Below are 24,029 nucleotides of genomic sequence, written 5' to 3' on the forward strand. Positions count from 1 at the left end.
AGACTTCTAGAGCTTGCGCACCATCTCGAAGCGTTCGGCGAGGTCGGCGAAGACGTCGCCGGTCAGGTTGCCGACGCTCACCCGGATCATCCCCTGGTCGCCCGGGACGAAGGCCGTTCCCGGGATGACCAGGGTGTCGAGGCGGATCGCGAGGTCGCGGACGACCTCCTCGGTGGGCCGCCCGGCGAACGGATGCCTCACCCACCCGAAGAACCCGCCCACCGACACGAGCTCGAACCCGCCCGGCCGCGCGGCCATCGCCTCGGCGAAGCCACGCCGCCTGGCGGCCAGCTCGCCAGCCCGCTCACGCCGCCACTGCGCAGCCCCGGTCAGCCCGGCCCAGGCGGCCTCCTGCCCGATCCTCGGCGCGCAGATCGCCACGCAGTCGAGCAGCTTCAGCACCTCGCGGTTGACCTCCGGCGAGGCCACCAGGGCCCCGACCCGATAGCCGGGCAGCGCGAAGTCCTTGGAGAAGCTGTGCAGGCTGACCACCGTCTCGCCCCAGCCCGGATCGGCGAAGAGCTTGTGCGCGGGCTCCTCGGTGTCGCGGAAGGAGCGGTAGGTCTCATCCAGGATCAGCGCGATCCCCTTGCGCGCGGCGAACTCCGCGAACTCCGCGATCACCTCCGGAGCGAGCGTCACGCCGCTCGGGTTGCCCGGCGTGATCAGCACGATCGCCCGCGTCCGCGAGCCGACCAGCGTCTCGGCACGTTCCACCGTCGGCACCAGGTCCGGGCCCGACTGTAGGTAGACCGGCTGGATCCCGGTCAGCCGCAGCCACATGTCGTGGTTGGGATAGAAGGGCAAGGCCAGGATGATCTCGTCACCCGCCTCCGCCAGCGCGGCGGCGATCAGACAGAACGCCTGGTTGCAGCCGGCGGTCACGATGACGTTCTCCTCGCCGATCCGCCCGCCGTACGCCTGGGTGAGCTCCTCCGCGAACCGCTGCCGCAGCCGTGGCAGACCGGCGATCTCCACGTAGGCCCCGCCGTCCGCCTGCCGCGCGACCGAAGCCACGTGCTCGACCACCGCCGGCGCGGTGGGGTACGGCGGAGCCCCCTGCGCCAGGTCGAGCAGATCGCGTTCCTTGCACCGTTGGTCCAGGAGGAGATAGGCCGCGTCGAAAGGGGAGTCGATCTGCTGGCGCGTTCGCGGGTTCAGTCGCATCAGATCAGCGTGGCTTCACTTGCCCGCCATGCGTATCCCCGATTCACGGGACACGCCGGAGGCACATGGAGCCCGCCGAACCCTCGACTCGATCAGAGGCCCTGAAGATAATGATCCAATGGCACCTTCCGATGCGCAGGATCTGCAGGGCTCCTCCTTCACCGGCGCCGACCTGACCGGGTCGAGATTCCGTGACTGCGATATGCGCCAGGTAAGGATCATCTCTTCAGTCCTGGTCGACGTCTCCGTCTCCGGCGAGATCGAGAACTTCACCGTCAACGGCATCGACGTGACCGGATACGTGGCCGCCGAGCTCGACCGCCGCCATCCCGAGCGGGTTCTCGTGCGGGAGATGAAGACGGTCGCCGACCATCGCGAGGCGTGGCGGACGATCGAGACGCTCTGGGCCGAGACGATCGCGCGGGCCGAGCGCCTGCCCGAGCCGCTCCGGCACGAGCGGGTGGAAGAGGAGTGGTCCCTGGTGGAGACCCTCCGCCATCTCGTCTTCGCCACCGACCTGTGGGTCTCCCAGATCATCCTCGACCTCCCCTCTCCCCACTATTCCGCCGCCCTCCCGCCCGGCGACTACCCTTCCGAGGCGCTGCCGGAGCTCGACCTCGACGCCCGTCCGTCGTACGCGGAAGTCCTCGCGGTACGGCTGGCGCGGATGGCGCTCGTGCGCGACCTCCTCGACGACCTCACCGAGGACCGCCTCCACAGCGACTGCCCGGGAAGCCTCCCCTCCGCCTGGGACGAGCCCTCGCCCCCGGTGCACGAAGCCCTGGCCGTCGTGATGGATGAGGAGATCGACCACCGGCGCTACGTCTTGCGCGATCTTGGAGCTCTGGAATCACGCCGCAGTTGACCAATGGAGAGTCATGCTGCTGTCGTCGTCGTCCGCCCCCGTAGCCGCCATCGCCTCGCACACGCTGCTCCTCTTCCTGTTACAGCTCGGCCTGCTGCTCCTGCTGGCGATGGCCCTGGGCCGGCTCGCCGTGCGGCTGGGCATGCCGGCTCTCGTCGGCGAGCTGCTGGTCGGCGTCATCCTCGGCCCCTCCCTCCTGGCCTGGGCCGCTCCTGACTTCCAGCGCTGGCTCTTCCCCGCCCAGGCCGGACAGTTCCACCTGCTCGACGCCGTCGGACAGCTCGGCGTCCTCCTGCTGGTCGGACTGACCGGCATGCACATGGACATGGGACTGGTCCGCAGGCGGGCCGGCACCGCCGCCGGGATCAGCCTCGGCGGCCTGATCGTGCCGCTCGGCCTGGGCATCGCCACCGGATTCCTGTTCCCCGGGACGTTGGTACCGGACGGAGTCGACGTCACCGTCTTCGCGCTGTTCATGGGGGTGGCGATGTGCGTCAGCGCGATCCCGGTGATCGCCAAGACGCTGCTGGACATGAAGCTGCTGCACCGCAACATCGGCCAGCTCACGCTGACCGCCGGCATGATCGACGACGCCTTCGGCTGGTTGATGTTGTCGGTCGTCAGCGCCATGGCGGTCAGCGCCATCTCCACCGGCACCGTGTTGTTCTCGGTGGCTTGCCTGCTGGCCATCGTCCTGTTCGCGTTAACGCTCGGCCGCCCGGTGGTCCGGGGAGCCCTGCGGGTCGCCGACAGATCCGGCGACTCCGCGCCGGTCATCGCGGTCGCCGTCGTGCTCGTCCTGCTGAGTTCGGCCGGGACCCACGCACTCGGCCTGGAGGCGGTCTTCGGCGCCTTCGTCGTCGGCATCCTGATCGGCACCGCGGGCCGGGAGTACCTGCCCAAGCTGGCTCCGCTGCGCACGGTCGTCCTGTCGGTGCTGGCTCCGATCTTCTTCGCCACGGCGGGCTTCCGGATGGACCTCACCTCGCTGCTCCAGCCCGAGGTGCTGCTCGCCGGCCTCGCCGTCCTCGCGGTTGCGATCATCGGCAAGTTCGTCGGCGTCTACGTCGGTGCCAGGCTCAGCAGGCTCAGCAACTGGGAGGCGCTCGCACTCGGCGCTGGCCTCAACGCTCGCGGCGTGATCGAGGTCGTGGTGGCCATGGTCGGCCTGCGGCTGGGCATCCTCAGCGTGGAGAGCTACACCATCGTGCTCCTGGTGGCGGTGGTGACCTCGCTGATGGCGCCGCCGATCCTGCGGGTGGCGATGGCCAGGGTGGAGACGACCGCGGAGGAGCAGCTGCGCGAGGCGGAACACCGGGCCTGGTCCAGCTCTGGCTGAGCGCTTGCTTGGCGGTAGCCGTACCGACAACACTGATCCTGCGTCCCAGCTCGGTACGGCTCGCACTCCCGCTTGGCGCTACGCCATAGGCATATTTGGCACGTCGATCCCGATCAACATGATCAAGGGATCGATGATCCTCTACTACGTAGACATTCTCGGGCTCGACGTGCGCGCTTACGGCGTGGTCCGGTCCGTACCACAGCCCGCGCGGTGACCGTTGGAATCGGGCACGATATAGATGCCGAGCATCGAGGTGGCGTACTCGGCGTCGATGGCGTAGCCGTCGTCATGGCGGTCGCAGACCGTGATGTGGCTGCGGTCGGCCGAGACACGCACACTGCCGGCCGGCGTCTCATAGAGCCAGCCAGAGGATGGCGAAGCGGCTGATGCAGAGCCGCTGAGCAGGCCCAGCACGGCGCTTCCCAACAGTCCCGTGTCGTCATCGGCTGCGAGGTGGACCGCTGCATGACGCGCATCTCGATGCCGGTTGACAGCGTCGCCGAGGCTCGCGCTCTGCTCTCCAGCCACCACTACGGCTGGTACCTGGCCCGCCGCGCCGACGGCCGCCTCGTCGACGGCTGCCAATGGCACCTCGGCAGCTGCTGCATCCAGCACGCCCACCGCCCCAGCTACACGCTGGATCCCACCGCCGTACTGCCCGGCGACGTCGACCACCCCGCCGAACCTGGACACGCCGACCAGCTCGACCTGTTCGCCTTCATGGAGGCAGCGTGATCGTCCTGCCCGATCTCAGCCACGTCGATCCCGCAAAGCTTCAGCGTGGCCACATCGTCCGCCTGGCCGAATCGGAGATCCTGAGCGCCGGCGACGCGTACGGCCTCGTGCGCGCCAAGAAGCACTTCGGAGGTGGCTACTGGCGGATCCGCTGGGACCTGCTCAGCCTCCCCGAACCCGGCTGGCCGAGCACTGGCATCCTGCACGTCCGCGTCGGCCTCGTGCCGTGCGTGTCCCAGGAGCAGTGGCGGCAGATGCCGCGCAGCCCCTACCCCGTGCGCAGAAGCAACGAAGGAGAAAAACCATGACGACCCCCGTGCTCTCCGGTATCCGCCGTCCCCTGCAGCAGGGCGCCTCCCGCGCCCTGGTCGAGCTCCTGGACGCGGACCTGGCGGAACTCAACAGGTACCTCCCGAAGGAGGGCCCCGACGCGGGAACCCTGCTCGGCGTCCACGATGACGGCGATGTTCACCGGCGCGTTAACGCCGTCGACGACTGGGCGCGCCATCTGGGCGTCACCCCGGCCTGGGAGCAGAACGGCGCCGGCGGCGAGTACTACGCCGCCGCCCAGTATCAGGGTGTCCGCGTCCACGTCGGCGTCTGGCTCCCCGAGGCGCCGATGGCGGTGGACGCCTGATGCGCGCCATCGTGGATGACCAGAATCGGGAGGCGGCGACCGCCGCGCAGGAGAGTGCGAAGGAGGCTGCGCTGCGCGGTGTGCGTCAGACCCACCAGGACCGCATCACGGCGAAGGGTGCCGAGGTGCGCGCGGTCGTCGCAGCCCGGCACGCCGGCTGGGTGTCACCGCCGAAGACATCCGCACGATCCTCAACGAGGATCACCCGCTGCCGGAAGGCCCCCAGATCATCACCGTGACTCAGGTCGGCGACTGGGTCGTCGCCGTCGAGGAGTGCGGTTGGCGCGGAGCGGACTCCCGAAGTCTCGCAAACCTGTCAGATGGTGGTGGCGAGGCCGTAGCCGTGATGCGGCCTGACTACGCCGCCCGGCACTACCTCGCCTATGCCGTCGACGGGGTGCTCGTCACCGACATCGACCCGACGCTCCCGCCCAACCGGCGGGGAAGCGATCCGGACCGACTCAACGACCATCTCCGGGATCTCGGCATCGATCCGGAAGCCGCCGACCAGATCGACAATCCCATCGAGGCGGCCCTTGCGATCGCCGCTCGTGTCACGGGCGTCGTCCTCACTCATCGGCATCTTCGCCGACCGATCCTTGGCGCGGCCATCCCCGGCGCCTACTGACGGGGGCCCGTTGGATTCTGCGCCATTGCTGCTGGGCCCCCTGACGGCGATAGATCCCCTTTGAGGCGCCTTCGCCGCTTGGCCGACCATCCGGTGGCTGAACGATCCGGCGGCGCAGGCGCCAGAGTTCGTCGTCCAGGAATCGGCCAGGGAATGTCTCCACAGCGACACCGGCACCGGTCAGGTCACCGCTGGCGCATCACGCAGACGCCCGCAGACGCGGCACCGCCCGGTAGTCCTGGCCGTCCAGCCGCTGAACCTCCGCCGCCGGAACACGACGGCCGACGACCCGCGGCCGCCGCGGCGAGAAAGCCAGGTCGTCGACGATCCGCAGCAGGTCGGCCCACCACATCCGCGGACCGCTCTGCCACCAAGCGCTCAAAAACAGTGACGCCCCTTCATGCGTCACCAGCGGCGGCGCAGTCAACGTGCGGCAACAGGCGCCACGGAAAACGCCGTAGTTCTGACCGTCGATCATGCCGATGTCGTCGATCAGCGCCTGCGCCGGCCAGGACGGGCGCACAGAGCGGCTCGCTGCTGCCCTCGTCGTTGTGCACCCAGACGACGTCGACCACCGGCGGCCCATCCGGCGGGGTCCGCTTACCGCACCACAACACCACCGCGCTGCGATAGATCACCAGCGGCGGCAACGCAAGAGGAACCAGGGCACGCACACGGCGACCCTACCGGCCAGCCCCGCGATTTCCGATCACCCGTTCGGAAAACCATCCGGGCGTCGACGTCAGCCCCCAGGTCTTCGCCGGAAGACGGCGGCTGACGCGCAGTCGCGCGTGCTCACCGAAACGGCCAGGTGATCTGCGGCGAAGGGGGAAAACAGATCTCGCAGGTGACGACGGGGCAGGCCACCGCGCAATCCGGCCGCCCGCACCAGTGCCGGACCGCCGAAGCGGTGACCTCACCGCAGGCCGTCGTATGAGTCGGGGTGGGACTGATGTCCTCGTTCAGCGCATTACTCCTGCGGGGATCTTCATGATGGGCGCCCCTCGGCGCCCCAAGTGTGGCGGTCGGTGACCGGCTGGCGATTATGCCGTGCAATGAGCACCCACCGATACCGCCGCGACCGGGCAAGCAGCCGGAGGCGTCGACCGGCGGCTGGTCCAGCATCAGTTGGTCTGTTTCCAGGCGATGAGCTGGAAGAGCCGGGCGGTGTGCGTATAGGGCGAGCGTGCGGTGGTGGCGAGTTCGAGGCGTTCGAGGTCCGCGTAAAAGTCCGGTTCGTGCTTGCGTGCGTCGTCGGTGATGTAGTCGCAGAAGCTGCGGATGCCGTAGTGGGCGATGTCCCGGCATCCGAGCTTTCGCAGGGTGGGGATGATCTCTTCGGCTGTGTGGAGTGTCAGCGCCGAGTCGAACGTCTGGGTTCGAGCCTGATCGGTGTCGAGTGCGGCGAGCGCGGCCGCAGGGTCCATCTCCCGGACGGCGATGTTCAAGGGCGCCGAATGCCGGTTGATCGCCATGACGGAGACCAGGCCGCCAGGCTTCAGCGGGGCAAGTACCGAGGTGAGAGTCCCCGGGATGTCATCCATGTATTGCAGGAGGTTGTGGCAGAGCACGACATCGAACTCCCCGTTGGCGAGGTCGCGGGGCAGATCGGTCGCGTCGGCCTCAACGCAGTTGATCAGCGCTGTCACGCCGCCTGCCACGGCTCGCTCGGTGGCTGCGGTGAGCATGGCGGGCGCGTAGTCGACGATGGTGACGTGGTGCCTGCGGGCCGCGAGGCGGATGGCGTCGCCACCATCGCCGCCGGCGAGGTCGAGGATCCGCAGCGGTCCGCCGCCCAGGCCGTCGAGGTGACGGAGCAGGTTTGCCTCGGCGATCGAGTAACGCAGTCGGCCCCAGGGGGCGTCCTGGAGTTGCCCCGGTTCGGTAGACACATCAGGGCTTTCGGCTACGCGGCAGCATAACCGTCTTCTTGAATGGGTTTGAGGGCTTGGCGTCGCTCGTATTCGGCAGGGCTGAGTTGTCCGTTGGCGGAGTGACGACGGCGCGGGTTGTAGAACCCCTCGATGTAGGCGAATACAGCGCGCTCGGCTTCTGATCTGGTACGAAAGGTCCGCCGGTCGATCAGCTCGCACTCCAGCGAGGCGAAAAAGCTCTCGGTGATGGCATTGTCGAAGCACATGCCGGTCCGGCCGGTCGAGGGGCGCACGCCGGCCTGCTCACAACGTTGACCGAACGCGATCGAGGTGTATTGGGTGGATTCAAGTGGTCGTTGCAACACCTCGTTGCTGGAGGTGTTGCTGGTGGGTTTGGGGAAGCAGCAGAGGGCTGTCAGGTTGTATCGCGGACAGATTCCCTCGCCGGGGCGGCCGACGGTCGCGTGGCGTGAGGATCGCGTCCGGTTCTGGCAGGCGATCGCGCGGGGATCGAGCTCAGAGGATGCCGCGGCCGAGATCGGCGTGTCGCCAGCGGTGGGGACTCGCTGGTTTCGCCAGGCTGGCGGGGTGGGACCGTGTCTTGCCCCGACGGTGTCGGGTCGTTATCTTTCGTTCGCCGAGCGTGAGGAGATCGCGTTGTTGCGTGCGCAGAACGCCGGCGTGCGGGAGATTGCGCGGCGCCTGGGGCGTTCGCCGTCGACCATCTCGCGGGAGATGCGGCGGAACGCATCCACGCGGACGTATTCGGTGGAGTATCGAGCGTCGGTGGCGCAGTGGCATGCTGAGCGCCGAGCCCGGCGGCCGAAGACAGCGAAGCTGGTCCAAAACGATCGGCTCCGCGAGTACGTCCAGGACCGGTTGTCCGGCGCGGTCCAGACCCCCGGAGGGAGAGTCGTTGCGGGACCACGGGTGCAGGAGTGGAAGGGACGCAACAAACCTCGGCGGCAAGATCGCCGATGGGCGACGTGCTGGAGCCCGGAGCAGATCTCCAACCGGCTGAAGGTCGATTTTCCCGAGGATGACTCCATGCGGATCTCACACGAGGCCATCTATCAGGCCCTGTTCATCCAGGGTCGGGGAGCCCTACAGCGCGAACTGGTCGCCTGCCTGCGCACCGGCCGCGCGCTGAGGGTTCCACGAGCACGCTCGCGACAGCGCGCCGCCGGCCACGTCACACCAGAGGTGATGATCAGTCAACGGCCCGCAGAGGCGGAGGACCGCGCCATACCGGGCCACTGGGAAGGCGACCTCGTCATTGGCGCCGGCCGGTCCGCGATCGGCACGCTCGTGGAACGCACGACACGGTTCACCATGCTGCTGCACCTCCCGCGAATGGACGGCTACGGCATCGAATCACGAGTGAAGAACGGCCCGGCGCTGGCTGGCCGTGGCGCCGAGGCCGTGAAAGACGCGATCACTGTCACGATCGCCACGCTGCCTGAGCAGCTACGCCGCTCGCTGACGTGGGACCGCGGCAAGGAACTGGCCCAGCACGCCCAACTCCGCATCGACACCGGGCTGCAGGTCTACTTCGCCGATCCACACAGCCCCTGGCAGCGGGGAACGAACGAGAACACGAACGGCCTGCTACGCCAATACTTTCCCAAGGGCACGGACCTATCGCGGTGGGAGGCCGACGAACTCACAGCCGTGGCTCACGCACTTAACAACCGACCCCGCAAAACTCTCGGGTGGAAGACACCCACCGAGGCCCTGAACGAGCATCTACGATCAGTCCAGGAAGCCGGTGTTGCGACGACCGGTTGAGCCCAAGCTGGCTGCCCTTGTCGCTGTGATGGATCACTCCGGAGCTGGGGCGGCGCTGGTGGATCGCCATCGCCAAGGCGTCGGTGACCAGTTCGGTGCGCATGTGCTCGGCCATCGCCCAGCCGACGATCCGCCGGGAGAACACATCGAGTACGACCGCCAGGTAGAGGAAGCCCTGCCAGGTCGGCACATAGGTGATATCGGCGGTCCAGATCCGGTTTGGCTCGGCTGCGGTGAACTTCCGTTGCACCAGATCGTTCGCGGCGGCCCCGCCGTCACAGATCGTCGTTCGCGTGCCCTTGCGACGGCTCACCCCGGCCAGGCCGGCCGCGCGCATCAGCCGGGTCACTCTCTTGCGGCCGACACCGATGCCGTCGAGCTCGCGCAGGTCAGCATGGATGCGTGGTGCCCCATAGATCTCATCGGAGGCCGCATGGTGGCGGCGGATCTTCTCGGTCAGCTCCGCGTCCTGCCTGGCACGCCTCGACAGACCGCGCTTGGCCCAGGCGTAGTAGCCCTGGCGCGACACACCCAGCGCCCGGGCCGGCAGGGAGACATCATGGTGGTCTTTCTCCGCATCGATCAGCCGAAACTTCATCTCGGCCGATCCGTCTCCCGCGCGAAGAAAACCGCAGCCTTACGCAAGATCTCCTTCTCCTCGCGGAGAATCTTGTTCTCGCGACGCAGTCTGGCCAGTTCGTCCTTCTCGGCGCTGGTCAGGCCGTCGGCGCGGCGGCCGTCATCGAGGTCGGCCTGGCGCACCCAGACACGGATCGACTGCGCGGAAGGCTGGAACTCCTTGGCGAGTTCCTCCGGCGACCGTCCCGCGCGCACCAGCTCCACCATCTGCCGGCGAAACTCCGGCGGATAGTTGTTCGGCACAGTGGACTCCTTCTTTTCGGGAACCAGGGTTCCTCAGAGATCAGGTGTCCACCAAACCGGGTCAACTCCAGACCTTCGTGCGGGCGGGCCTGGAGGTGTTCATCCCGATGAGCAAAATCGACCAGGACGCCGCTGGCACCACTATCGCCATCCTCTGCGGCTCGCATCTGGACACCTGAGCCTCCCCTCGTAACGTGCAGGCCTGGCAGACAGTAGTGCGCATGGGCTACGTGCGCACCGTCGACCGCTGGGACAACCCGATGGGCAAGGCCGGACTGTAGTGGGTTGTCACACGGTGACCCGCGTGACAACCGCCCATATCGGTGAGTGAGGCCAATCGCTCCGATGCGGTAGTCGTGTTGAGACGCGGCCTATCCCTGAGGTGCGGTCGTTGTCTGGCTCTGCTGTGGTGGATGGGCTTCGCTGGCCTGGCTGGCGAGGAGCCGGCTGATTGTCTGCTGCGCGGCGGCTTCGCGTTGTTCGGCGGCCTGGGCGCGGTGGTCGGCCTGCTCCAACGCCTGCTGCAAGGTCCCCAATTGGGCGGTGGCCACCGCGGCGGCGGTCCGGGCCTCATCGCGTTGATCACGGATCTGCTGCAGAGCCTGAGCTTGGGCGGTGAGTTCCCCGCGGACCCGGCCGGTCTCGGCGCGAGCCGCCTCAGCTTCCTGGTACGCCTGCTCACGGGCGGCCTCAGCGCGTTCGGCGCGGCTACCAACGGCGTTCAGGTCGGTACGCGCTTGATCAAGAGTGGTGGCCTGCTCGGCCAGCGCTGATTTCAACGTGGTGGTCTGCCGATCGTGTTCGGCGGCCGCGGCGGTGGCTTGTCGGCGTTCGGCGTCCAGGACTCCCTGCAGGGCGTCGCGCTCAGAGGTGGTCCGCCGGACTGCGCGTTCGGCGGCTGCAATGCGCTCAGCGGCTGCCGTGGCGTCTTGTTGGGCGCGAGCGCGTTCGGATTCGTGCTCGCCGGTCGCCCGCCAGGCTACCCGTTCGGATTCCTCAGCACGTTGTTGCGCTGCGGCGGCCTGCTGAATGGCCTTCTCACCTGCGGCGATCGCAGCTTCGGCCTTGTCCTGGGCGGCGGCGGCGCGCCGTTCGGCAGCGGCGATACGTTCGGTGGCACGCTGTTCGGCGGCCGCGGCGGCAGCGCGGGCCTCTTCGGCGGCCTGCTCGGCGGCATCGATCTGGGTGAGCGCGCCAGTAGTCGCAGCGGTCAACGCCTCGTTGAAGGCGGCCAGCTGAGCCGTCCACTGTTCACCTGCGCTCAGTAGGTCGCCACTCAACGCACCGGTTCGCCGTAGTGCTTCGGTGACCAGCGGGGTGTGGGTGGCGGTGCGAGCGCGGTGCGCGGCAGCGCGGCAGGCGTCCCCGCAGTACAGGGCCGGCCGTCCAGGGGTCCCCGTAGCGAACAGCGCAAATCCAACGGATAGGCCTCTGAGCTGCGGTTACACAGGTTTCTGGGACGGTTGTTGATCTCCTCGACTACGGTTCGTCATGGTTCGTGTGTTCTGTGACGTACGAGGTGGTTGATGTCAACGCGGTTCCTGTCGGATGAGCAGTTGGAGCGTCTGCGGTCGTTTCCGGATATCGGACGCGAGGAGCTGAACAAGTACTTCACGTTGACGCCGCGCGAGCATGGGTTCCTGGACGCACCGGGCCGGGGCCCGGAGGCTCGGTTGGGGCTGGCCGTTCAGCTGTGTACGTTGCCGTGGCTCGGTTACATCCCCGACGACCTCCTTGAGATCCCGCAGGCGGCGCTGCTGCGGCTGGCGGGCCAGATGGCGGTGTTCCCCGGGATGCTCGAACAGTACGACCGGGTGACGCGGAAGCGGCCACAGACCCGCAGCGATCATCTGAAGGCGGTTCTGAAGTACCTGACGTGGAAGAACCCCAAGCCGGGCAGTATCCAGTGGAAGGAGCTGGAGCAGTTCCTTTTGGATCGGGCGATGGAGCACGACACTCCGAGTCTGCTGTTCCAGCAGGCGGTGGAGCACCTGCAGGCCGCCCAGGTGGTGCGGCCCGGTGTGGTCACGCTGATGGAGCTGGTGACCACGGCCCGCGCGGCGGCGGGGAAGCTGACCACTCAGAAGGTCGGGCATCTGCTGACCCGATCCATGCGGGCCGGCCTGGACGGCTTGCTGCTGGATGATCCGGAGATCGGGACGTCCCGGCTGCGGTGGCTGACGACGCCGGCGGTGGAGGCGAGTGTCCCGGCGATCGGGGTGTCGGTCGACAAGCTGCTGTATCTGCGGGGGATGGACGCCCACCAGCTGGACCTGTCAATGCTGCCCCGGGAGCGGCGCCGCTTCCTGGCCACGGTGGCCCGCCGGTCCACGGTGCAGGGCTTGGAACGGCGGGCCGAGCGCCGCTACCCGATCTTGCTTTCGCTGGTCGCGCAGTCGGCGGTCGACCAGCTGGACGAGGTCATCGCCTTGTTCGACCAGGCGGTATCGGCGCGCGAGTCCCACGCGAAGGCCAAGACTGACGAGGCCCTGGCGGAGCGGGCCAAGAGGGGCGAGGCCCGTCAGCTGCTGATGGATGTGATCTTGCCGATGCTGAACGACCCGGGCATCCCGGACGAGGAGGTCGGCGGTCTGCTGCGCGACCAGATCGGACTCGACAAGCTCCGCGAGGTCGCCTCGGTGTCGTGGAAGCCGTTGCCCCGCGACCACGGGCGGCTGGCGGCGCTGGAGGCTTCCTACACCTACCTGCGCCGCTTCACTCCGAGGGTGCTGTCAGTGATCGATTTTCAGGGTGGGCCCGGCGCCCAGGATCTGATGACCGCGTTGATGATTTTGAAGGAACTGAACCGGACTCACGGGCGCAAGGTCCCGGCCGAGGCGCCGACGTCGTTCGTTCCGGCTCGGTACGCCGACTACCTGGCTAAGGCCCGTAAGGCCGGTGATGACACGGCGTTTCGGCACTACTGGGAGCTATGCGTGGTACTCGCCCTGCGAGACGGGCTCCGCTCCGGAGATGTGTTCGTGCCCGGCTCGCGCCGGTACGCCGACCCGGGCACCTACCTGTTCACCCCGGAGCAGTGGGAGGGCAAGCGGGCGGAGTTCTGCCAGCTGGTCCGCAGGTCCGCCACCGCGTCCGAGGCGATCGACCAGGTCAAGGAAGAATTCCACCAGGCGTTGGAGGAACTGGAGGAGACCCTGGCGAACGCCGCTCCGAACGACGTGGGCGCGGTCCGCCTGGACGAGGAAGGTCGGCTGGTCATCCCGCCACTGTCGGCCGAGGACATCCCCGCCGAGGCCAAGGCGCTGCGGGAGGAGCTGGCGGGGATGTTGCCGTTCGTGCCGATCGCCTCGCTGCTGATCGAGCTGGACGTCCGCACGAAGTTCCTGGACTGCTTCACCCATGCCGGCGGCCGGAAGATCAACCTGTCAGTGGAGACCCGCCGCAACATCCTCGCGGTGCTCATCGCAGGCGCCACTAACCTCGGACTGACCCGGATGTCGGAGGCCTGCGGCGTCTCCTACGACACCCTCGCCTGGACCCAGGAGTGGTACGTGCGGGAGGAGACGCTGCGCGAGGCCAACACGGTGCTGGTCAACCACCACTACCAGCTGGAGCTGGCCGGGAAGTTCGGTGGCGGAACCATGTCCTCCTCCGACGGCCAGCGCTTCCCCATCCGCGGCAAGTCGTTGACCGGCCGTGACATGAACATCCACGGGGGAAAGGTCTTGTCGACCTACACCCATGTCTCCGATCAGTGGTCCACCTACGGCACCAAGCAGATCGTCCCCACCACCCGCGAGGCTAACTACACCCTGGACGAGCTGCTCGGCAACGAGACCGACCTGCCGATCCACGAGCACGCGACCGACACCCACGGCGCCACGCTCGTGAACTTCGGGCTGTTCGACCTCGTCGGCAAGGCGCTGACCCCGCGGATCCGCGATCTGGGGAAGATCACGATGCAGCGGGTCGACAACCCGACCGCCACCAACGCCCTCTACCCGCACGCCGGACCTTTGCTGGCCGACCGGTGGAACGAGGATCTGATCCGCGCCACCTGGGACGACATGCTGCGGATGGCCGGATCGCTGAAGTTCGGGGAGGCGACCGCGTCCCTGGTGGTCGGGAAATGGTCGGCGGCCTCACGGCAGAACACTCTCGCAGCGGCGATCAAGGAATGGGGGCGCATCCGCCGCACGATCCATGCCGCCCGGTACCTGTCAGACCCGGTGTACCGGCGGAAGATCTCCCGGCAGCTCAACAAGGGCGAGAGCTTGCACGCGCTGCGCCGGGACCTGCACTACGCCCAGCAAGGCACGATCGTCCGGCCCCACCTGACCGACCAGACCGAGCAGTCCTGGTGTCTGACCATCCTCACCAACGCCGTCATCACGTGGACGACGGAGTACTACGCAATGGGCATCAAGGAGCTGCGCGAGCAGGGCCGCGAGGTCCCCGACGAGCTGCTGTCGTTCATCGCACCAGGCCACCGAGAGAACATCAACTTCTTCGGATTCATCGAGGTCGACATCGAAGGCGAGACCGCCAAGCTCGACGACGGATGGCGGCCACTGCGCCCGACACTGGTGAACGAGGCCGGCACCACCTTCCTGCTCAACCCCTGACCTGGCGATTGTTATCTTGGGTTCGTGGCCGCTTCTCGCAGGCCAGCGCGAGATGATCTTTTCTTTCACGTGTGCCACGTTGGCTGATCTTCGCGGTGCTCAAGGTGCCGACGCCAAGAGTGGCACAGGCGTCGCCGATGAGATGGCGCAGGGCCCGGCGGCGTTGCATCATCCAGAGGGTTCCAGGCTGTCCCGCAACCAACGGTCCCGCCGACTGTAACGCTTTGCTGCTTTCGGCCCCGCTCGCGCCGGTTCGGGGGGCACTCTGGAGGCATGTCGAAGACGACGCCCGAGGCGGGGCGAGCGACGGGTTCGCGGCTGTGGCGCGGCATGGCGATCATCGCGTTGGTGGTGCTGGCGGCCTGTCTGGTGGCGGGGCTGCTGTGGTTCTTCGCCGACCCGCTGAACCTGCCCCCGAAACTGCTGGACAGTTTGGACCAGCGGGCCAGCGTGATTGGCATGTTCTCCGGCATGCTGCTGGGCGCGGCCGGGCTCGTGGTCGCGGTGCTGGCGTTGCGCGCGCAGGCCCGCGCCGGCCGCATCCCGGCCGGCATCGCCCCGCCCGAGACGGCAGCAGCCGCGCAGCAGGCTCCGCCGGTGGCGGCCGATGGCCGGCGACCGGTCTCCGCACCCGCCGACGCGGGCGACAACGGGGGCGACGAGCGCGCCCCGCAGCCTAGTGACACCGATGAGCCGTCCACCGGCACCGGCAAATACGTGGTGGACCTGCGGCATGCCCACGCCGTCCAAGTCGGTGAGCACCTCACCCAGCACAACACCTTCCACCCGCCCACCGACCCCGCCTGACCCGACCTGACCCCCGCAGGACACGAGGCCCCCGATGGATCCGCAGCCCGCTCCCGGCCCGCCTGCACCTCCTGCCGGGCCGTCCGCAACGCCGACCGCCGAGTCGAATGCTGAGCCGGGCGGGGACGGCCCGCAGTACGTGATCGACGCGCGTACCGCGACCGGGGTGCAGATCGGCGAGGGCAACACCCAGATCATCTACAGCTACGGCCGTCACACCTGGAGCGACACGGCGGGTGTGCCGCCGCTGGTGGACGTGCGCGGCACAGTCGACTCCCCCTACCGCGGACTGAACGCCTTCCAGGAACGCGACGCGGCCTACTTCTTCGGCCGCGAGCAGGTCACCGGCCGGCTCATGGCCCGCCTGTCCCGCCAGGCGGCGGCCGGCGGCCTGCTGATGGTCTCTGGGGTGTCCGGCGCGGGCAAGTCCTCCGTGCTGCGCGCCGGGATCCTGCCCCGGTTGCGCGGCAGCGGTCTGGACGGCGCGCCGCACGCGGCCCGCTGGCCCTGCCTGCTGTTCACCCCGACCCGGACCCCGCTGGAGGAACTGGCGGTCCGGGTCGCGGCCCTGGCCGGGACCGATGCCGGCACGGTCCGGCACGCCCTGGCCCAGGATCCGGAAGGGTTCGCCCTGACCGCCCGCCAGGCCGCCCTGCACGCCGGCGCCGCACCACCAATCCCCCCACCACCAACCCCGCCGGTGCCACACCCGCCGACATCAGAACCGGACGGGCAGGAGCCGGCAATCCCAGAACCGGATGGGCAGCGGCGGCTGGTCCTGCTCATCGACCAGTTCGAGCAGTTGTTCACCCAGTGCGCCGACGACGGCCAGCGCGCCGCGTTCATCACCGCGCTGCACGCCGCCGCCACCGTCGGGCACGGCCCCGACCAAGCACCGGCGGCGCTGGTGGTGCTGGTGGTCCGGGCCGACTTCGAGGCCCGCTGCGCCGACTACCCGCCCCTGGCCCAGGCGGTCCAGGACCGTCACCTGCTCACCGGAATGACCGAGCGGCAACTGCGCCTGGCCATCACCGAACCGGCCCGCCGGGCCGGCTCGGAGGTGGAGGACGACCTGGTCCAGACGCTGCTGCGGGAGATCCACACCCGCCAGCCCGCAGCACCCGGCCCGCCCTCCACCGCGGCGGCCGGCGGCGCCGGGACGCTGCCGCTGCTGTCCCACGCGCTGGACCAGGCCTGGCGCCACCGCACCGGCCAGCTGCTGACCCTGGCCGACTACGAGCGCACCGGCGGCATCGAAGGCGCGGTCGCCGACAGCGCGCAACGCGTCTACAACCGGCTCACCCCCGCCCAGCAGGACCTCACCCGGCAGATCTTCCTGCGCCTGACCACCACCGGCAGCGACGGCATCGACACCGCCGATCGCGTCCCCCGCGCCGCCCTGACCTACGGCCGAACCCCTGCCCAGGTAGGCGAGGTGGAGGCGGTGCTGGAGGCGTTCGCCGCCGAACGCCTGCTCACCCTGGCCGCCGACACTGTGGAGATTAGCCACGAGGTACTGCTGCGCGCCTGGCCCTTGCTCGGCGAGGAATGGCTGGCCCAAACCCACGCCGACCGCCTGATCCACACCCGGCTGCGCGCCGCCGCCGCCGAATGGGCCCCCAGCCGCGACCCGTCCTACCTGTACACCGGCAGCCTGCTGGAAACCGCCGTGGCCCGCCTCGCCGACCCCGCCTTCCCTCTGCCCCTCACCTCCGCCGAACGCGACTTCCTGGCCGCCGGCACCCATGCCGAGCAGCGCCGGACCCGCCGCCGCCGCGCCAGCACCACCGTCTTGGTGGTGCTGGTCGCGCTCCTGGCCACCGCCACGATCTTCGTCCAGCGCAGCCGGCAAGACGCCGTGCGCGAACGCGATACCTCCATCGTCGCCCTGCTCAGCAGCCAGAGCGAAAACACGGACGACAGCGACCCTGTCCTGGCCAAACGGCTGAGCATGGCCGCCAGCAGCATCAGCGACTCGTATAGCGAGGACAGCCCCACCGCGCAACAGGTCGACTACAGCCTCAAGGCCGCAGCCATCCGCCCCGGAATCGCCACTCTTGTCGGCCACCAGGGCGGGGTCTCCTCGGTGGCGTTCAGCCCGGACGGCCGCACCCTGGCCAGCGGCGGCGGCAACGACGGGACCCAGGAAAGAGCCCAGCTCCCCGGCCACCAGGACGGGGTCTACTCGGTGGCGTTCAGCCCGGACGGCCGCACCCTGGCCAGCGGCGGCGGCGACGGGACGGTACGGCTGTGGAACACAGCCAACCACCGGAAAATAGCCACGCTCCCCGGCCACCAGAGCTGGGTCTACTCGGTGGCATTCACGCGAGACGGCCGCACACTGGCCAGCAGCGACGGGACGGTGCGGCTGTGGGACGTGACCAGCCACCAGGAAAGAGCCCAGCTCCCCAGCCACCAGGGCGGGGTCTCCGAGGTGGCGTTCGCACCGGATGGCCGCACCCTGGCCAGCGGCGGCGGCGACGGGACGGTACGGCTGTGGGACGTGACCAGCCACCAGGAAAGAGCCCAGCTCCCCGGCCACCAGACTCCGGTCAACTCGGTGGCGTTCAGCCCGGACGGCCGCACCCTGGCCAGCGGTGGCAACGACGGGACGGTACGGCTGTGGAACACAGCCAACCACCGAGAAACAGCCCAGCTCCCCAGCCACCAGACCCCGGTCAACTCGGTGGCGTTCACGCCGGACGGCCGCACCCTGGCCAGCGGCGACGGCGACGGGACGGTACGGCTGTGGAACACAGCCAACCACCGAGAAACAGCCCAGCTCCCCAGCCACCAGGGCGGGGTCTCCTCGGTGGCGTTCACGCGGGACGGCCGTACCCTGGCCAGCGGCAGCTACTACCGGACGGTGCGGTTGTGGGACACGGCCAACCACCGGGAAACAGCCCAGCTCCCCGGCCACCAGGGCGGGGTCTCCTCAGTGGCGTTCGCACCGGATGGCCGCACCCTGGCCAGCGGCGGCGGTAAAGACGGGACGGTGCGGCTGTGGGACACGGCCAACCACCGAGAAAGAGCCACGCTCACCGGCCACTGGGAAATGGCCCAGTTCCCCGGCCCCCGGGGCGGGGTCTCCTCGGTGGCGTTCGCACCGGATGGCCGCACCCTGGCCAGCGGCGGCGGCGACGGGACGGTGCGGCTGTGGGACACGGCCAATGGCCGGGAAACAGCCCAGCTCCCCGGCCACACGGGCTGGGTCTACTCGGTGGCGTTCAGCCCGGACGGCCGCACCCTGGCCAGCGGCGGCGACGACGGGACGGTGCGGCTGTGGGACACGGCCAACCACCGAGAAAGAGCCACGCTCACCGGCCACCAGAGCCCGGTCAAGTCGGTGGCGTTCACGCCGGACGGCCGCACCCTGGCCAGCGGCGGCGGCGACGGGACGGTGCGGCTGTGGGACACGGCCAGCGGCCGGAAAATAGCCCAGCTCACCGGCCACCAGGACGGGATCTCCTCAGTGACGTTCGCACCGGACGGCCGCACCCTGGCCAGCGGCGGCGACAAAGACGGGACGGTGCGGCTGTGGAACGTGAGTTATCTCGTCAATACCATGTCGTTTCTGTGTTCTCAGGTGGGGCGCTCCTTTACTCCGGAGGAATGGAAGCGGTACGTGCCGGAAGGCCCGGCGTACCGAAACAGTTGCCCCTGACCGGGCATGCGCCCGGAGCCGCTCATCCAGCGTGAGTGCCCCGAAGCCCCTCAACCGGAGCATCAGCTGACCCAGCCACGCACGTCGCTGCGAACTGCATCACCTACCTGATCGCGCATCACAACGCGCCCCCTGCCCAGAGCGTTGCAGCGGGGTGCTGGACCTTTGGTAGAGGTCAATCGCCACACGGAACTCATCCGAACACCGGACCGTGCGCAGGCACGCCTGCTCAGGCCGCCTGGCCGCAATACCCGCGTTTCGCCCGACGTCCTCACCCGCCGGCAAGCCCGATCGGGTGGCCGCCTCCCACACCCGTACCGTCCTGTCCCAACCGGTGCCGGCCGAGAATCGCCGATACCGGGCAACCCTCATGCTCACTTCCGGCGCCGCCACTTGGATGTACGTGATAATGGCCTATTATCACGTACATGAGCGTTGAACAATCTTCGCCGGGCTGGGGATCCGCCCTCGCGGCCGGTGCGCGACTCGGGCACGTTATCCGGTACATCGCTCCCGTGTCGGGCGGCGAGCGGTGAGCGCGGCCAACGCGAAGGTCACCGCGCTACGCGGCACCGCGATCAACCTCGGCGACGCGGCCGACGAATTCCTGTCCACCCACCGGGTCGCCAACGACAACACCCGCCGCGCCTACGCCTCGGCCATCGACCGGATCATCGCCGCGGTCGGCGGCCGCGAGCGGCTCCTGGCCGACGTCGCCGACACCGAGATCGGCAATGCTCTCACCATCTTGTGGGGCGGATGCGCGCCGGCCACCTGGAACCGCAACCGCGCCGCCGTCTCCTCCTGGCTCACCTGGTGCGCCACCAAGAAGAGATGGGCGGCGCCGTCGGTCCCCGCCGACGTCGAACGTCGCCGCGAGAGCGTCGACCACACCAAGGCCGTCGCCAAGACCAAGCTGGAACGGCTGCTGTCCCGGCGCGACCTCCCGCTGCGGGACAAGACGCTCTACCGGATGCTGTACGAGACCGCCGCCCGCGCCTTCGAAGTCCTCTCGTTGAACGTCGAGGACCTGGACCTGGAGAACCGGCGCGCGCCGCTGCGGTCCAAGGGCGGCGACATTGAGTGGGTGTACTGGGACGCCGGCACCGCCCGCCTCCTACCCCGCCTGCTCCGACTGCCCAACGGCCACCCCGACGGGCTTGTCCGAACGCGCGGCCCGCTGTTCCTCGCCGACCGACGCCCTGTCCCCGCCCGGCGTCCCAGCCCCGAGCACATCTGCCCCCACACCGAACGACCCCGTTTGGGCTACGACCGGGTGCGCGTGCTCATGGAGCGGCATCTCGGCCTCGACCCGCACCAGCTGCGCCATTCGGCCGCCACCCACCTGGGCGAACAGAAAGTGCCGCTCCAACTCATCATGGCCAAGACCCGCCACAAGAACCCCCGCACCGCCATGCGCTACACCCGCCCCGGCGGCGAGGCCGTGGCCGAGATCACCAGCATCCTCGCCCCGCCACGCCGAACCCACTAACCGCAGGTCAGATCCATATCCGTTGGATTTTCGCTGTTCGCTACGGGGACCCCGTCCACTGCGGCGGCCACTGCGGTTGGAAGGCTCCAGTCGGTTGACGCACCCAGAACGGGCGCACATCCGTCTGGTGTCGGAGGTGTCGCTGCTCATGTCGAGGTTCACGGGGTGCTCGGGCGCGCCGGAAGGGTCATCGATCACTCGATGAGATTAGCAGCGTACCGTTTGCGAACGATTGGCTTTCGTACGCGAAAAAATGAAAATCTAAGGACGGCGCGAGTTCAGGCTGACCCGCGATAACCTCGCTTATCGCGGGTCAGAGCGGCCCCCGCAACGAGGCCTCCGGAGGCTGCCGAGTGACACATAACGGGCAGCACGAGGAGCCGCTCGCCGGGCGAATCGTCCGAGTGGGGGAGCAGGGCGCGGGGAGCGCGATCACGACCGCCGGTGCGAGGCGGCACACCGCGGCGGACTACGCGCTCAGCGACCAGGCCCGGGCCCGCATCGCCGACGGCGTACCTCCCAACACCCGGCGCGCGTATGAACGCCAATGGGCCGTTTTCTCCACCTGGTGCATCGAGCACGGCCGGGTCGAGTTGCCCGCCACCGGCAACACGCTGGCCGAATACGTCGAGACACTATGCGGGGCCGATCGGGCTCCGGCCAGCATCGAGCAGGCCATCGCCTGCGTGCGCACCATGCACCGCCTGGCCGGCCACCCCAACCAGCCCGCCACCGACGCCGCCCGCCTGGCGCTGCGCGCCTACAAACGCGCCCGCGCCGAGGCCGGCACCCGTGGCCAGCGCGAAGCCCCACCGGTTGGCATCGACGCGCTGCGCGCCATGGTCAGCGCCTGCGACCTGAACACCCGGATCGGCCTGCGCGACCGGCTGCTGCTGGTGCTGGGCCTGGCCCTGATGGGCCGCCGCTCCGAAATCGTCGCGCTGAACTGCGACGACGTCCGCGAAGTCCACGACGGACTGGAGGTCACCATCCGCACCTCCAAAACCGACAAGGACAGCCGCGGCGAGACCATCGCCATCCCACGCGGCAGCCACCCGCTGACCGACCCGGTGGCCGTCTGGAGAGACTGGACCGCCGTGCTCGCCGAGGCGGGGGAGACCTCCGAGCGGCTGCTGCGCCGCGTCGACCGCCACGGCAACCTCGGCCCCCGGCTGGGCGCCGACGCCGTCAACGTCATTGTCCGCGACCTCGCCGTCCGCGCCGCCGTCCCCGGCGCGGAGACCTTCACCGCACACAGCCTGCGGGCCGGCGGCGCCACCGTCGCCTACGCCGCCGGCGTCCCCATCTCCGTCATCGCCAAGCACGGCCGCTGGGCCCCCGCCTCCCCGGTCGTCCTGCGCTATATCCGCGCCGTCGACCGCTGGCGTGACAACGCCATGCGAGGCGTCGGCCTGTAACTCACGCAAAATCGGACGAAACTATCCTGGCCCTCACCGGCCAGACCAGCCAAAACATGCTTGTGACCTGCGCCGGTCCGCGCATTATCCGTTGCATCCAATTGGAGGGAGGACCTCATCACCGAGCGCAAGAGGCTGAAGGAAGCCGCCCCCTGCGCATCACGAGGACTTCTCTGAGCGTCCCTGAGACGCTCACGCCCTTCCGCCACAGCGGCCGTCGGCACCGGAGAACGCCCCTCCCGACACCGTGGCCCGCCCGGCCCAATGGGTACGGGCATCGAGCCTGACCAGATGAAGAGACGGGCATCCGACCCGATGAGCCACCCGTCGTTGACGGAGGCGTCACTGACATTCTGATGACGATTTCTACTGACAGCAGGTGACGAGCCCTAAGGTCAGAGCGTCTTTCCCCTCATCATGCCGTCCCGAAAACGTCACGTGATATCAGTGCCGCCGACCTGTCCCGCGCCGATCTTTAGCAGCAAAGAAGCTCTGTGCTGACGTAACGGCGAATCCTGCCACCGTCGCCCATGCTTTCATCGCTGAGCCAAGACGCGCCTGGGTCATGGTCCTGCGCTAGGCCGCGGCCGCCAGCGCGACCACACATCCTGCGCAGCGCCGACCTTGTAGCCAGCAGGCGCCTCCACCGACGTGACGCGGCCTCAGAGAAGATCACCGCAGGTGATCATCGGAAGTCGAAAGTGCCCTGACCTGCGCACTGACAGCTCATGCAGATTTCCACTGACATCTCGCTGCAGATTTGCACTGCAGATTTGCAGATTTGCAGCAGCCGCCACAGGCCTTCCCGGATTCTAACTTGCGGGAATTTACATTCCCGGTAGTTACCTTCGTGCGGCAGAGACGCAACAAATCTCATTTATTGATTTTGAATTTCTGGAAAATCAAAGATGCTACGCTGGGGTCATGCGAGAGTCAGTCGCGGTGACGCCGTGTAAGCACTGCGGGACGCCGATCGAACAGAAGCCCGGGCGGGGGCGACCAAGGGCGTACTGCGCGCAGGGAGACTGCCAGGCGGTGGCCAAGCGCGAACGCGAGATGCGACGGGCGACGCCGGGGCTTGAGGGGGCACTGGCCAGAGCCGAGGAGTTCTACGAGCGCATGGAGAAGGGAATGATCGCGGCGATAGCGCCGCTGGCGCAGGTGCTGTCCGAAGAGCTGAGCCCCGCGGGGGTGGAGGCCAAGGTGAGCGCGGTACAGGCCGAGGCACACACCCGGGTGGCGATCGCGCGCACCGAGCGAGAGCAGGCCTTCGAACAGGTACGGCTGGCACGCGAGGCCTCCGAACACGCCCGGCGCGAGCGGGATGCGATGACGCTTCAGGTGGAGGAGGCCAACGCCGAACGTGACATCGCGCTGGCCGACGCCGAGACCGCCAGGGAACAGGCACTGGCCGCCCTGCACGAGGCGGCCAGCACCGAACGCCGGGCCAGGCAGGCAGAGCAGGAGGCCACCCGCAGAGCACAGCGGGCCGAAGCGGCCAGGGACGCGGCGCTACGGGAGATGGCCGAGCGGGTGGAGGCCGCCGAGAACGAGGCGCATCGGGCCGGAGCGCAGGCCGTACAGGATCGACAGCTTGCCGAGCAGGCGCACGCGGAGCGGGAGCGGGCGCTGGGGGAGAGCAGGATCGCCCAAGACGCCAAGGGCGTTGCCGAACGTGCCGTCGCCGCGGCCTCGGCGCGAGCCGAGGCCGCCGAGGCCGAACGGGACAGAGCGCTGGCACGGGCCGACGCTGCGGCGACGGCAAGTGCCCAGGCTCTGGCCGAAGCGGCCGAGGCACGGACGCGGGTTGAACGGGCGGAGAACCAGGCGGCCGAACTGGAGAAGCGGACAGTGCGCCGGCTGGCCAAGGCCGAGGAACGTGCCGCCGAGAAAATCGCCGAGGCGCAGGATCGCGCGGCGGTCAAGGTCACCGAGGCGCTCGCCGAGCGAGACGACACGCGCATGCGGCTGGCCATGGAGCAGATGCGCCTGTCAGATCTACGTGAGCAACTGGAGACTCTGCGCGCCGAGACCGTCCTGCTCAGAGAACGCGCGATCACCGCGGAGTTGCGAGCACGGGACGGAGGATGAGGAACAGACACCTGAGACGTGATCCGGGGTTGAGGAATGTCAGCTTCTCAGCC

21 protein-coding genes and 1 pseudogene are annotated in these 24,029 nt (G+C 68.7%); 14 read left to right on the forward strand and 8 right to left on the reverse strand.

The window, feature by feature from the left end; all coding sequences use genetic code 11:
- Positions 1-6: 6 nt before the first annotated feature.
- Positions 7-1,167, reverse strand: coding sequence for an aminotransferase (locus IG98_RS0134315; RefSeq protein ID WP_030922003.1), 1,161 nt, complete (start codon positions 1,165-1,167; stop codon positions 7-9).
- Positions 1,168-1,285: 118 nt separating this feature from the next.
- Between IG98_RS0134315 and IG98_RS0134320 the strand changes: the two genes are divergently transcribed.
- Together IG98_RS0134320 and IG98_RS0134325 are read left to right on the forward strand one after the other, a co-directional pair.
- Positions 1,286-2,032, forward strand: a complete 747-nt coding sequence (locus tag IG98_RS0134320; RefSeq protein ID WP_030922006.1) for a DinB family protein — start codon at positions 1,286-1,288, stop codon at positions 2,030-2,032.
- A 13-nt stretch (positions 2,033-2,045) separates the two neighbouring features.
- Positions 2,046-3,371: a cation:proton antiporter gene (locus IG98_RS0134325; protein WP_030922009.1), complete on the forward strand. Its 1,326-nt coding sequence runs from the start codon at positions 2,046-2,048 to the stop codon at positions 3,369-3,371.
- Between the two features lie 177 nt (positions 3,372-3,548).
- On the opposite strand, the gene IG98_RS51165 is transcribed toward IG98_RS0134325, so the two are convergent.
- Positions 3,549-3,788, reverse strand: a complete 240-nt coding sequence (locus IG98_RS51165; protein WP_157594683.1) for a hypothetical protein — start codon at positions 3,786-3,788, stop codon at positions 3,549-3,551.
- 51 nt (positions 3,789-3,839) lie between these two features.
- On the opposite strand from IG98_RS51165, the gene IG98_RS0134335 reads away from it, so the two are divergent.
- The 4 genes from IG98_RS0134335 (at position 3,840) to IG98_RS47630 (ending at position 5,374) form a co-directional block, all read left to right on the forward strand.
- Positions 3,840-4,109, forward strand: coding sequence for a hypothetical protein (locus IG98_RS0134335; protein WP_030922011.1), 270 nt, complete (start codon positions 3,840-3,842; stop codon positions 4,107-4,109).
- Positions 4,106-4,417 (forward strand): hypothetical protein, encoded by a 312-nt coding sequence (locus tag IG98_RS0134340; protein WP_030922013.1) that lies wholly within the window; start codon positions 4,106-4,108, stop codon positions 4,415-4,417. The genes IG98_RS0134335 and IG98_RS0134340 overlap by 4 nt, the downstream gene beginning before the upstream one ends.
- Positions 4,414-4,746: a hypothetical protein gene (locus IG98_RS0134345; RefSeq protein ID WP_030922015.1), complete on the forward strand. Its 333-nt coding sequence runs from the start codon at positions 4,414-4,416 to the stop codon at positions 4,744-4,746. The genes IG98_RS0134340 and IG98_RS0134345 overlap by 4 nt, the downstream gene beginning before the upstream one ends.
- Before the next feature lie 229 nt (positions 4,747-4,975).
- A complete protein-coding gene (locus tag IG98_RS47630) occupies positions 4,976-5,374 on the forward strand; it encodes a DUF6461 domain-containing protein (RefSeq protein WP_281178568.1) in 399 nt (132 codons plus the stop codon).
- 199 nt (positions 5,375-5,573) lie between these two features.
- Here the strand turns inward: IG98_RS47630 and IG98_RS0134360 are convergent, their stop codons facing one another.
- From IG98_RS0134360 to IG98_RS0134370, 3 genes and pseudogenes are all read right to left on the reverse strand, one after another.
- Complete coding sequence (locus tag IG98_RS0134360; protein ID WP_030922023.1) at positions 5,574-5,897, reverse strand: hypothetical protein; 324 nt, start codon at positions 5,895-5,897, stop codon at positions 5,574-5,576.
- A gap of 601 nt (positions 5,898-6,498) precedes the next feature.
- On the reverse strand, positions 6,499-7,266 hold the full coding sequence (locus IG98_RS0134365; RefSeq protein WP_030922026.1) for a class I SAM-dependent methyltransferase: 768 nt from the start codon (positions 7,264-7,266) through the stop codon (positions 6,499-6,501).
- A 14-nt stretch (positions 7,267-7,280) separates the two neighbouring features.
- Positions 7,281-7,589, reverse strand: a pseudogene (locus IG98_RS0134370) (IS3 family transposase); the annotation flags it as partial.
- A 52-nt stretch (positions 7,590-7,641) separates the two neighbouring features.
- On the opposite strand from IG98_RS0134370, the gene IG98_RS49380 reads away from it, so the two are divergent.
- Positions 7,642-9,036: an IS30 family transposase gene (locus tag IG98_RS49380; RefSeq protein WP_425428142.1), complete on the forward strand. Its 1,395-nt coding sequence runs from the start codon at positions 7,642-7,644 to the stop codon at positions 9,034-9,036.
- On the opposite strand, the gene IG98_RS0134380 is transcribed toward IG98_RS49380, so the two are convergent.
- Positions 8,933-9,634 (reverse strand): IS3 family transposase, encoded by a 702-nt coding sequence (locus IG98_RS0134380; protein WP_084195853.1) that lies wholly within the window; start codon positions 9,632-9,634, stop codon positions 8,933-8,935. The two genes, IG98_RS49380 and IG98_RS0134380, sit on opposite strands and share 104 nt — an antisense overlap.
- Positions 9,631-9,918: a transposase gene (locus IG98_RS0134385; RefSeq protein ID WP_030922038.1), complete on the reverse strand. Its 288-nt coding sequence runs from the start codon at positions 9,916-9,918 to the stop codon at positions 9,631-9,633. Before IG98_RS0134385 ends, IG98_RS0134380 begins: the two co-directional genes overlap by 4 nt.
- 44 nt (positions 9,919-9,962) lie before the next feature.
- Here IG98_RS0134385 and IG98_RS54440 point away from each other — a divergent pair, with 44 nt between their 5' ends.
- Positions 9,963-10,097: a hypothetical protein gene (locus IG98_RS54440; protein ID WP_281178565.1), complete on the forward strand. Its 135-nt coding sequence runs from the start codon at positions 9,963-9,965 to the stop codon at positions 10,095-10,097.
- A gap of 192 nt (positions 10,098-10,289) precedes the next feature.
- Here the strand turns inward: IG98_RS54440 and IG98_RS51170 are convergent, their stop codons facing one another.
- The gene (locus IG98_RS51170) at positions 10,290-11,198 is read right to left on the reverse strand and encodes a coiled-coil domain-containing protein (protein WP_157594685.1); all 909 of its coding nucleotides are present in this window, start codon (positions 11,196-11,198) and stop codon (positions 10,290-10,292) included.
- 246 nt (positions 11,199-11,444) lie between these two features.
- On the opposite strand from IG98_RS51170, the gene IG98_RS0134410 reads away from it, so the two are divergent.
- The 6 genes from IG98_RS0134410 to IG98_RS0134435 all read left to right on the forward strand — a co-directional run bounded on the left by IG98_RS0134410 (position 11,445) and on the right by IG98_RS0134435 (position 23,976).
- Complete coding sequence (locus IG98_RS0134410; RefSeq protein WP_051753321.1) at positions 11,445-14,504, forward strand: Tn3 family transposase; 3,060 nt, start codon at positions 11,445-11,447, stop codon at positions 14,502-14,504.
- Between the two features lie 273 nt (positions 14,505-14,777).
- The gene (locus IG98_RS0134415) at positions 14,778-15,311 is read left to right on the forward strand and encodes an RIP homotypic interaction motif-containing protein (RefSeq protein ID WP_030922050.1); all 534 of its coding nucleotides are present in this window, start codon (positions 14,778-14,780) and stop codon (positions 15,309-15,311) included.
- A 139-nt stretch (positions 15,312-15,450) separates the two neighbouring features.
- On the forward strand, positions 15,451-18,975 hold the full coding sequence (locus IG98_RS0134420) for an nSTAND1 domain-containing NTPase (protein WP_051753322.1): 3,525 nt from the start codon (positions 15,451-15,453) through the stop codon (positions 18,973-18,975).
- Positions 18,976-19,507: 532 nt separating this feature from the next.
- Positions 19,508-20,467 carry a tyrosine-type recombinase/integrase gene (locus tag IG98_RS0134425; protein ID WP_051753323.1) on the forward strand — a complete coding sequence of 320 codons (960 nt, stop codon included), beginning with the start codon at positions 19,508-19,510 and terminating at the stop codon, positions 20,465-20,467.
- Between the two features lie 353 nt (positions 20,468-20,820).
- The gene (locus IG98_RS52795; protein ID WP_211264254.1) at positions 20,821-21,885 is read left to right on the forward strand and encodes a tyrosine-type recombinase/integrase; all 1,065 of its coding nucleotides are present in this window, start codon (positions 20,821-20,823) and stop codon (positions 21,883-21,885) included.
- Positions 21,886-22,809: 924 nt separating this feature from the next.
- The gene (locus IG98_RS0134435) at positions 22,810-23,976 is read left to right on the forward strand and encodes a coiled-coil domain-containing protein (RefSeq protein ID WP_030922062.1); all 1,167 of its coding nucleotides are present in this window, start codon (positions 22,810-22,812) and stop codon (positions 23,974-23,976) included.
- Positions 23,977-24,029: the final 53 nt, after the last annotated feature.

The organism is Streptosporangium amethystogenes, from assembly GCF_000721075.1.
Classification (GTDB): domain Bacteria; phylum Actinomycetota; class Actinomycetes; order Streptosporangiales; family Streptosporangiaceae; genus Streptosporangium; species Streptosporangium amethystogenes.

Excerpts from the sequence above, each read along its gene's own strand:
- IG98_RS0134410 (WP_051753321.1), top strand. The coding sequence starts at position 11,445 with ATGTCAACGCGGTTCCTGTCGGATGAGCAGTTGGAGCGTCTGCGGTCG.
- IG98_RS0134315 (WP_030922003.1), bottom strand. The coding sequence starts at position 1,167 with ATGCGACTGAACCCGCGAACGCGCCAGCAGATCGACTCCCCTTTCGAC.
- IG98_RS0134320 (WP_030922006.1), top strand. The coding sequence starts at position 1,286 with ATGGCACCTTCCGATGCGCAGGATCTGCAGGGCTCCTCCTTCACCGGC.
- IG98_RS0134345 (WP_030922015.1), top strand. The coding sequence starts at position 4,414 with ATGACGACCCCCGTGCTCTCCGGTATCCGCCGTCCCCTGCAGCAGGGC.
- IG98_RS0134435 (WP_030922062.1), top strand. The coding sequence starts at position 22,810 with ATGCGAGAGTCAGTCGCGGTGACGCCGTGTAAGCACTGCGGGACGCCG.
- IG98_RS0134415 (WP_030922050.1), top strand. The coding sequence starts at position 14,778 with ATGTCGAAGACGACGCCCGAGGCGGGGCGAGCGACGGGTTCGCGGCTG.
- IG98_RS0134335 (WP_030922011.1), top strand. The coding sequence starts at position 3,840 with ATGACGCGCATCTCGATGCCGGTTGACAGCGTCGCCGAGGCTCGCGCT.
- IG98_RS0134325 (WP_030922009.1), top strand. The coding sequence starts at position 2,046 with ATGCTGCTGTCGTCGTCGTCCGCCCCCGTAGCCGCCATCGCCTCGCAC.
- IG98_RS0134380 (WP_084195853.1), bottom strand. The coding sequence starts at position 9,634 with ATGAAGTTTCGGCTGATCGATGCGGAGAAAGACCACCATGATGTCTCC.